Raw genomic sequence first — 8808 nt, 5'->3', positions numbered from 1 at the left:
CTGCATGACCAAGGTGCGCAGCTGACTGGCCAACGAGTGGCGGATACGCAGCGGGTGGCGTCGATCGACCAGATTGTCTTCGAGCGCCTCGATCACGCCACTGTTGTCGAGGGTTTCACGCAGCAGGAGAGCGCCGCTGTCGCTGGTGGTGCGGTGGCCGCTCAGCTCGACACGGACAGAGCCGTTGCACGAGGGCGACCAGGTCGTTAGGGTTTCACCCATGGCGAGTGGTCCTCTTGAATCGTGTTCTGGCAGGAACATCTTGATTCTACAAGAGAAAACCACTCGCCATCTTCGTTTTCAGGACGCCCTCATGAATAAGCCGGGATTAGGGTGATGAAAAATAGTTCGGATAGTCTGAGTGTTCTGTATGCAGTGGTAGGTTTTGTGGCTGGGTATGTTTTAAAAAAAGATGGTGCACAAAGTCTCTTTGATCCTTTCGCGGGCACCCTAGGGATATTTGTTTCTAGCATCCTTGCTGGAGGCATTAATTTGGATGGCGAGCATGGACTGGGTGCAGCATTCGTTGGGGGTGTGATGGGTTTTATTTTTGTAATGTCAGTAATGCTTGTTGTTGGTTTCATATATTCGGTGATTTTGACTGCTTACAGAGAAAGCAAACGAGATATGGAAAGGGTTCAATCCACGTCATAGAACGCACTCCTTTGACGTGCGGCGGCGTCTCGCTCGGCGCTGGCCAGGGCGCGCTGCACCTCGGCCGCGACGTAGCGGGCGAGGGCCTGCTCGTCCATGCCCGGGGCGGCGTTGATGGTGATGTTGATGCCGCCGTTGAGCGTGGAGCCGCCGGAGGCGGGGGCCGAGATCGGGGCCCGGGCGTCGAAGCGGGGTGCGGTCTTGGGCCCGCTGTCGGCGGCCATGGCGCCGCCGCTGGCCATGGCGGCGGTGCCGAGCACCAGGCCGCCGCCGGCCTGTCGCAGGCGCTTGGCGAAGGCGTCCACCTCGCGCAGCGGACCGCGCTCGTTACGGGAGATGCCCTGGCGGTAGCCCTCCATGGTGTGGCCGCCCAGCTCGGCGAAGACGCGCGACGGGCTGTTGATGCCGAGCTTCTCCTTGAACCAGCCGGTCACGGCGCCGGCGGCGCTGCCGATCTTGTCCTTGAGCACCTGCCACTTCTCGTCGATGCCGTCGATCAGCCCCTCGAGCAGGTTGGCGCCGAAGCCGGCGAACACCCTGGAGGGTGAGGCGATGCCGAGCTTGGCCTTGAACCAGCCGATGACGCTGCCGCCGATGCCGGTGATCTTCTCCTTGAGCGCCTGCCACTTGGCGGTGATGCCGCCGATCAGGCCGTCGACGATGGCGTCGCCCAGGGTGGAGAAGCCGGCCGGCACGTCGATGCCGAGCGCCTCCAGGGCGGCGCGAATGCCGCGCCACAGGATGCCCAGCGGCGACCAGTCGAGCAGCAGGCGGGTGACGCCGCCGACCCCCTCCTGGAAGGCGGCCTTGATGCCGGCCCAGGCGCGGCCGGGCATGGCCTTGAGGCTCTCCCAGAGGGCGGAGAACTTGGGCCCGATGGTCTCCCAGTTCTTCCACAGGTAAGCGGCGCCCAGGGCGACGGAGGTGATACCGGCGACGATCCAGCCTATGGGCGTGGCGGCAAACACCGCTGATAGCGCCTTCACCCCGGTGGCGACGATGGGCAGCGTCTTGGCGAAGGCGCCCATGGCACCGATGGCCTTGCCCACGCCGATGCCGAAGCTGAGCACGCTGGCGATGGCCTTGCCGGCGAACAGGCCGCCGACGATCATCGCCAGGTTGTCGAAGCCGCCCACGGCGGCGGCGGCCTTGGTGGTCAGCACGCCGAGGGTGGCGGCGAAGGTGGCCACGCCCCGGCCCAGCTCGAGGATCACCGGCACGGCGGTCTTGAGGCGCTCGCCGAACTCGCGGGCGAAGGCCTTCACCTCGTCGCGGTTCTCGCGCATCCAGCCGGAGAGCTCACCCATCAGGTCGGTAATGGCGGGCATCAGCTCGGCGCCGATGGTGTTCTTCATTCCGGCCATGCCGAGCTCGGCGTCGAGCATGGCGTCCTTGAACACCTCGGCGTCGCGGGCCGCCTCGTCGCTGAGCACGTAGCCGGTGGCGCGTGCGTCCTTGCGCAGGGCCTCGAGGCCGGCGCTGCCGTCCTTGAGCATGTTGACCATGGCCACGCCCTCGCGGCCGAAGAACTGGGCGGCGAGCGCGACCTTGTCGGTGTGGCTCTCGACCTGGGCGAGCCGATCGGCGACCACGCCGAGGGCGGCGTCGGGCGTGAGCTGGGCTAGCTGGTCGGCGTTGATGCCGAGCTGTTCGTAGGCCTTGGCGGCGGCGCCGCTGCCCTGGCGGGCCTCGCCGAGGCGCTTGACGAAGCGCTCCAGGCTGGAATCGAACTTCTGTGTGCTGACGCCGGAGCGCTCGGCGGCGTAGCGCAGTTCCTGGAAGGGGCCCAGGGCGATGCCGATCTTGTCGCCGCTCTTCGCTACCTCGTCGCCCAGGCTGGCGGTGGAGTTGGCGATGCCGAAGATGCCAGCCGCCGCGGCGCCGCCGGCGATCAGGGTGCGCCGTCCGAGCCGACCGACCTCGCCGGTCATCTTGCTGAAGCGCCCCGAGACGTCGGCGTCGGCCAGGCGCTGCATGGCCTGGCGCTGGCGGTTCAGGCGCTCATTCGTGGCGCGGATCTGGCGGTCGAGGGCCTGCTGCTGGGCCGTGAGGCCGCGGGTGCCGTCCTCGGCGCGGGGCAGGTTGCGCGAGAGCTCGCGCACGCGGTCGCGCTGGTCGCGGTACTCGCTGTTCAGCTTGTCGACGGCGGCCTGCGCCTTGGCCTGCTGCTGGGTGAGCCGTCGGGTGGGGCCGGTGGCGGTCTTGAGCTCCTGGGTGACGCGGTCGAGGGCCTGGCGCTTCTCGCGCAGGGCGTCGCGGGTCTGGAGGCTCTGGCGCGACATGTCGCGGAAGGCGCTGATGCGCTTCTGCTGGTCGTTGAAGCCCTTGAGCTCCTCGCGACTCTCCTTCATGGCGCGGCCGACCCCGCGGCTGCCCTGGAGGATCTTCTTCAGCGGGCCGGTGGCCTTGTTGATGGCCTTGAGGGTGACGGAAAGGTTCAGGTCCTTGGCCATGCCGGCTCCTGGCTATCGGTGGCGGCTCGCCTGCTTGGGCGGCTCGAGACGTTGGCGGGCGCGCTCTCGCCAGTCGGCGAGCTCCTCGAGGGGCATGGGGTCCATCTCGCCGGGGCCCCAGTGGAACACCATGGCGAGATCCGCCATGGCGTCTTCGACGCAGTTGGGCAGGCTCAGCTCTCGGCGTCGGCCTTCATGCGCTTGGGCAGCAAAAAATTGGCCACCACGTTGCCCAGCTGGACGAGGTCGGCCGGGTCCAGGTCGCGGAGCTCGGGCTCGGTGAGCGCCGGCTCGGTGATGCGCGGCAGCACCTTGGTGAGCGCCTGGACGTCCATGTTGAGCACGTCGGCGAGCGAGACGCCGCGCAGGGCGCCGGACTTGGGCTTGCGCACCTGGATCTCGGTGACGGTCTTCGAGCCGCGGGTGATCGGCGAGTCGAGCTCGACGGTTTCGGTCAGCACGGCGGTGATGGCGGTGGCAGCGATCTTGTCGGTCATGGGGTCTCTCCTGGGGATGGTGCCTGGCCCCGGGTTGCCGGGGCCAGGGTGACGCGATGGCGGGCGTTACAGGCCGAGGTTCTGGCGGCGCTCGGCGAGGCGGTCGACGCCGCGCACGCGGAACACGTAGCCGGGCACGTCGATCTCGATCAGCTCCTCGCCGTCGACCACCAGCTTGTAGTAGCTGCAGGTGGTGGTGACCTCGATGCTGTTGCTGTCGCCGGGGCTGACCTCGCCCATGCCGATGGTCTTGTGGCGGCCGCGCACGGTGACCTCCACGGGCACGGTCTCGCCGGTCTCGTCGGACTCATAGGAGCCGGCGAAGCGCAGCAGGTTGGCGTCGTGCTGGGCGGTGCCGTACTCGGTGAAGATCTCGGCGATGATGCCGCCGACCTGCCAGGCGAACTCGATCACCTCCTGGCCCATGTCGAGTTCGACGGTGCCGTCCATGCCGGCGCCGCGGTACTCCTCCACGGCGCGGGCGAGCTCGGGCAGGGTCAGCGAGGGCACCTGGCCCTGCCAGTTGTTGCCGTCGCCGAACAGGTTGAAGTCTTTCAGCTTGCGGGGAAGTGCCATGTCTCTCTCCTATCAGGCAGCGGCGACGCGGTCGGCGAAGTCGACCAGGTAACGGTCGGTGATGCGCTGCTGGAACATCAGGTTCTCGAGCGGCGGCACCGGTGTGTAGTCGTAGTCGATGTAGAGCTTGCCGGCCTTGAGCACCTCGGGGGTGTTGAGCTCGGCATCGAACCAGGCCGAGCCGCCCAGCAGGTAGCCCTGGCGGATCCACTCGCGGAACTTGGCGTTGATGCCCTCGATGATGTCCTTGACCAGGCTGGGGTGCATGGGCAGGTCGACGGCCCAGAGGTGCGCCTCGGCGATGGTGTCGGCGATCACTTGGGCGGAGCGGGTGTAGTTCTCGAAGGCGAACAGCGGGTCGATGGAGCAGGTGCGCGAGCCCCAGAAGCGGAAGCCGCCGCGCTGGATCAGCGTGGTGACCTCGTGGCTGTTGAGGTAGCCGGCATCGGTGGCCGGGTCCTGGAGGTCCCAGAAGATGTCCTTCGAGATCCCGGTGACGCCGTTGACCGGGCGGTTGGAGAGCGTCTTGTGCCAGCCGATCTCGTTGTCGAGCTTGGCGCGCAGGCCCATGGCGCGGGCCACGGCGGAGAGCATGCGGGTGCTCGAGGTGGCGGTGTCCCAGCCGGTGAACTCGGGCCAGATCACCATCACCTCGCGGGCGCCGAAGTTCTCGCGGTACATGGCCGCGTCTTCCTTGGTGGCGCTGTCGCCGGCGCTGGCGTAGACGAAGCCGCGCAGCTTCTGGGCCACGCCGATCAGCTCGGCGGTGACGTCGGCGTCGTCGAGCTCGGGCACGCCAAGGATGCGCGGCTTGACGCCGAAGCGCTGCTCGGCGGCGAGCAGGGCCTGCAGGCCGGTCTTCTTGCCGGTGCCGTCGACGCCGCCGATGACGTTGGTCTTGGTCTCGGCGTCGTCCATGCCCTCGGCCACGCGCACCACCACTACCAGCGTCTTGGCCTGGTCGGCGATGGCGTCCAGCGCGCGGGCCAGGGTGCCCTCGCTGCCGGCATCGCCCTGGGCGGCCAGCAGGTCGGTGAGCAGCACCGGGGTATCCAGCGGGAAGGGCTCGTCCTCGCCGGCGGTGAGGTTCTGGAAGCCCGTGGCGTTGACCACGCCGCTGCCGTCGCCCTCCTCGGCGGCGCTGACCAGGGCACTGGCATCCGGCTCGGCGTTGACGGCGGTGGCGATCTCGGCGGCGGTGCTGGTGATCGCGCTGTCGATGTCGGTGGCGAGGGTGACGGTGATGTCGTTGCCCGACACGTTGACGGCCAGGGCGGCGGAGGCGCTGCCCGGGTCGACGTAGCGCACGCGGATGGCGTTGCCGTTGGTGCCGGCCGTGGCGGCGGTGTAGGTGACGCCGCTATTCGCCGCGGCGAAGTCGATGGCGAGCGAGGCGGCCACGCCGGCGGCGGCCAGCGGGGCGGTGGCCACCAGGCCGATCACCGCCGTGGCGACGGTGCGGATCGGCCGAGTGCCCTCGTTGATTTCGACGACACGGATGCCGTGGTGGTAGTCCTGGGCCATGGGGAGCTCCTGCGCAGGGGGATCGAAAGTCGATGCATGACGTGCTGCCATGCTTGCGCGCGCAGGGCGGGGGCTCTAGCGGTGGGCGTTGTGGATGGTGGGGTTACAACGGTGGAGGGGCAAATGGCAGCTCGTTGGCAGACAAGCTGTATTATCTGGGCCTCGAAGAACATCCAGAAACGCCATTAAGCCTTGGCGGCATACAGAATCAAGGGGTTGTTAGGTAATAGTTGCCAAGTCACTTTAGAATAATTGTATCGTTGATAATGCGGTAATCGACATTCGTTGCTGTGAAGTTGATTTTTACTGTCAGTTTTTAATAGGTGGTAGGGGCGAGCACATGCAGTTTTACAGAAATCATTGGCGTTTTTTTAATTTTTTACCAATTCAATAAATTCCATGGGGGGGTTATTAGGACTTTTAGGATTAAAAATAAAGGTTCATTCACGGAAGATGAGTTGGTGAAGAGTCTCATTTTATAATTTTTTCCGGGTCATGAAAGTGTTACAGGCGGGTGACAATGCGTGTTGTTTATGGTACAATTATTTCTAATAAACTAAAGATCTTTAGGCTGGGATATTCTATATGCAGGTAATTATGCCGTCACTGATTTCGTTATTAGTGGCTACGTATTTTATTTACAAAGCCCCCATTGGCAATAAAAAGGCCTGTTTTGGTTCCTTTTTCTTTATAGCATCAATGCTGCTGTATGGGTCATTTTATGTAGCAAACTATTTCACAGGGGACGGGATTGATGAATCTGTATCTTTTCACCTAAATGCTGAACTTGGTGGTGCCGGCTTATCTGAATACCAAGGATTGATTTATACAACTATTCTATATATTGCAGTAGTGTTAATCCTTGGCTTTTCTGTATTTAAAATAATAAAAAAACAGAACAAAAATCCTAAAGTCAATTTTATATGGCACGCCACAACAGTGTTTTTTGTGGCAGTCTCCTTCACCACTAATCCGGCGACTCAAGATATTTACTATGTGACATCATCTGCTTTTGCTGGGGAAGTACATTCGAGCAAAGAAGACTTTCCTGAAGAGTTCATCTTCATATCTCCATCAATTGAAAAGAAGAAGAATATTGTCTACATCTACTTAGAAAGTGTTGAAGCCACTTACCTTGATGAAGATTTGTTCCCTGACTTGATGCCTAATGTCAAGAAGCTCCAGCAGTCTGCAACCACGTTTACCAACATCCATGAAGTAACCCATACTAGTTGGACAATTGCCGGTATGGCTGCCAGCCAATGTGGAATTCCTCTCTTTTCCCCTTCTCATGGTAACTCTCTCTCAGGGATGGATCTATTTTTGCCTGAGGCCAACTGCATAGGGGATATACTTAAGAACAACGGATATTACCTTGGTTACATGGGGGGTTCAGACTTAAGTTTTGCTGGGAAAGGCAGTTTTTATAATTCCCACAATTTTGACAGTGTGAAAGGGAAAAATGAATTATCTCCGCGATTAAGTAACTCAGATTACATGTCTGGATGGGGGCTGTATGATGACTCTCTGTTTGCTATGCTTAAAGATGAGTATTCTCAACTATTAAAAGGCGAAACGCCCTTTGGTCTTTTTACGTTGACTCTTGATACTCACCACCCCGAAGGTCATACATCAAAGACTTGTGAAAACATTGAATATAAAGATGGGGACAACCCTATCCTGAACTCTGTGCATTGTGCAGATGTACTGGTTAAGGACTTCGTCGAATATATTGAAAATAATCCAAGTCAAAACGGCACCATCATAGTAATCGCTTCTGATCATGACGCAATGAAAAATACTGCTTGGGAGGATTTAAATAAAGGGGAAAGAAGAAATCTTTTCATGGTCATCGACTCAGCATCACAAGAGGGGGGAGGGAAGGTCAATAAACAAGGATCAACACTGGATATCGCGCCAACGCTACTCTCCTACCTAGGCACTCCTGTCGATGGGCTGGGGTTTGGGAGAAACTTGAACTCTGACACCCTGTCACTAATCGAAACAAAGGATGATATTAACTCTTACCTGACTCATCAGCAGGGTGTAGTCAAATACCTCTGGAGCTATCCAGAACTAAACGAGGGGATAAAGTATGACATTGGCAAAGAAGGGCTTTTGTTATTGGGCGACAGGAGTGTTTCAGTCCCATCAGTTATAAAGCTTAACGGCAATGCCAATGTTGACGAAATTATTTTCGCTAATTCAGGAAAAAAGAAACTTGAAGATTACATCGGGGAGATGTCAGTCGGACAAGATTTTATCTGGGCTGAAGATTGCAAGGTAATTAACGCGTTAATACATCCGGATAAAGTTGATAATGAAAAGGCGGAGCTGTGTATCGCTTCGGGAACAGCAGGTGCCAGCGAGATTTCTACATGGGGTCTCGTTGACGGCACAAGTGTTAATCATGCTGAAATAAAAGATGCGCTGACAAGTGTCAACTTATCTGAAAAGTTACATGAACAACGGGTTGGCCAGGTATATGATTTTCTTAAGTACGGTGTTGCGGACCTAGAAACGTTCTCTGTTTCTTCTGAAAGTGACATGACAGGAAGTGCTGTGGTGTTGTCAGCTGGCTATGGCGCTGGCGCCTCTTTTATCGAACAAGACGGTAATCGAACACTTTTGAAACGCGGTCTTACCCTCGTTGGATTATCTAGTACTCATGCGCCGATCAAGCTTAGCTACATAGATTCCTGTGGTGGCTCATTGACTGACCATGATGCTCTTGACGGTTCTGGCGACTTCCAATCCATGATGGAAGACCACTCGGAGTCATTCGATACGTTCCTTATCATTGGCCATGATAGTGTTGTTTGCAAAAATTCCGAGCATTTAAGCTCTACCTTGTCGGGAACCAAGCTTGAGAAATGGAGCGATATCGAGCACCGCCAGCCTTATCTTGCGGTGCTATCAAATCATGGCGAAACCATTGAGCTGCTTGGGAATAGTGAGGAGTCTTTGTCAGTAAGAATTAAAGACTTCACCAGATCTTTTACATCTGTAAATCCTGGATTCATAGAATAACTGCAGCGCTTTGGACCACACGGTAGAGGTAGGAGGGCCAGCGCCGATACCCTCCCTGCTTTACCGACCAAAGT

The 8808-nt window shown here is 59.2% G+C and carries 8 protein-coding genes; 2 read left to right on the top strand and 6 right to left on the bottom strand.

The annotated features are described in order from the left end of the window. Window positions 1-261 (bottom strand): transposase (locus BM388_RS17010; RefSeq protein WP_175535145.1); only part of this gene is annotated, 261 nt, incomplete at its 3' end. A 75-nt stretch (window positions 262-336) separates the two neighbouring features. Here BM388_RS17010 and BM388_RS17725 point away from each other — a divergent pair. Beyond that, window positions 337-654 carry a hypothetical protein gene (locus BM388_RS17725; protein WP_139233983.1) on the top strand — a complete coding sequence of 106 codons (318 nt, stop codon included), beginning with the start codon at window positions 337-339 and terminating at the stop codon, window positions 652-654. Here BM388_RS17725 and BM388_RS17005 read toward each other — a convergent pair. The 5 genes from BM388_RS17005 to BM388_RS16985 all read right to left on the bottom strand — a co-directional run bounded on the left by BM388_RS17005 (window position 639) and on the right by BM388_RS16985 (window position 5704). Next, window positions 639-3107, bottom strand: coding sequence for a phage tail tape measure protein (locus BM388_RS17005; protein WP_089852363.1), 2469 nt, complete (start codon window positions 3105-3107; stop codon window positions 639-641). The two genes, BM388_RS17725 and BM388_RS17005, sit on opposite strands and share 16 nt — an antisense overlap. 12 nt (window positions 3108-3119) lie before the next feature. After that, window positions 3120-3254 (bottom strand): GpE family phage tail protein, encoded by a 135-nt coding sequence (locus BM388_RS17000; RefSeq protein ID WP_089852361.1) that lies wholly within the window; start codon window positions 3252-3254, stop codon window positions 3120-3122. A 26-nt stretch (window positions 3255-3280) separates the two neighbouring features. After that, on the bottom strand, window positions 3281-3604 hold the full coding sequence (locus BM388_RS16995; RefSeq protein ID WP_089852359.1) for a phage tail assembly protein: 324 nt from the start codon (window positions 3602-3604) through the stop codon (window positions 3281-3283). Between the two features lie 66 nt (window positions 3605-3670). Continuing rightward, window positions 3671-4180: a phage major tail tube protein gene (locus BM388_RS16990; protein WP_089852357.1), complete on the bottom strand. Its 510-nt coding sequence runs from the start codon at window positions 4178-4180 to the stop codon at window positions 3671-3673. A 12-nt stretch (window positions 4181-4192) separates the two neighbouring features. Next, window positions 4193-5704 (bottom strand): phage tail sheath protein, encoded by a 1512-nt coding sequence (locus tag BM388_RS16985; RefSeq protein ID WP_089852365.1) that lies wholly within the window; start codon window positions 5702-5704, stop codon window positions 4193-4195. Between the two features lie 585 nt (window positions 5705-6289). Between BM388_RS16985 and BM388_RS16980 the strand changes: the two genes are divergently transcribed. Then, window positions 6290-8734, top strand: coding sequence for a sulfatase-like hydrolase/transferase (locus BM388_RS16980; RefSeq protein ID WP_089852354.1), 2445 nt, complete (start codon window positions 6290-6292; stop codon window positions 8732-8734). Window positions 8735-8808 lie beyond the last annotated feature (74 nt).

The organism is Halomonas saccharevitans (assembly GCF_900116405.1).
Classification (GTDB): Bacteria; Pseudomonadota; Gammaproteobacteria; order Pseudomonadales; family Halomonadaceae; genus Halomonas; species Halomonas saccharevitans.
This window is presented reverse-complemented; position numbering and strand designations above follow the sequence as displayed.

Bases quoted from the DNA above. Each gene is read 5' to 3' on its own strand.
- BM388_RS16985 (WP_089852365.1), bottom strand. From the start codon at position 5,704: ATGGCCCAGGACTACCACCACGGCATCCGTGTCGTCGAAATCAACGAG.
- BM388_RS16980 (WP_089852354.1), top strand. From the start codon at position 6,290: ATGCAGGTAATTATGCCGTCACTGATTTCGTTATTAGTGGCTACGTAT.
- BM388_RS17725 (WP_139233983.1), top strand. From the start codon at position 337: ATGAAAAATAGTTCGGATAGTCTGAGTGTTCTGTATGCAGTGGTAGGT.
- BM388_RS17005 (WP_089852363.1), bottom strand. From the start codon at position 3,107: ATGGCCAAGGACCTGAACCTTTCCGTCACCCTCAAGGCCATCAACAAG.
- BM388_RS16995 (WP_089852359.1), bottom strand. From the start codon at position 3,604: ATGACCGACAAGATCGCTGCCACCGCCATCACCGCCGTGCTGACCGAA.
- BM388_RS17000 (WP_089852361.1), bottom strand. From the start codon at position 3,254: ATGGCGGATCTCGCCATGGTGTTCCACTGGGGCCCCGGCGAGATGGAC.
- BM388_RS16990 (WP_089852357.1), bottom strand. From the start codon at position 4,180: ATGGCACTTCCCCGCAAGCTGAAAGACTTCAACCTGTTCGGCGACGGC.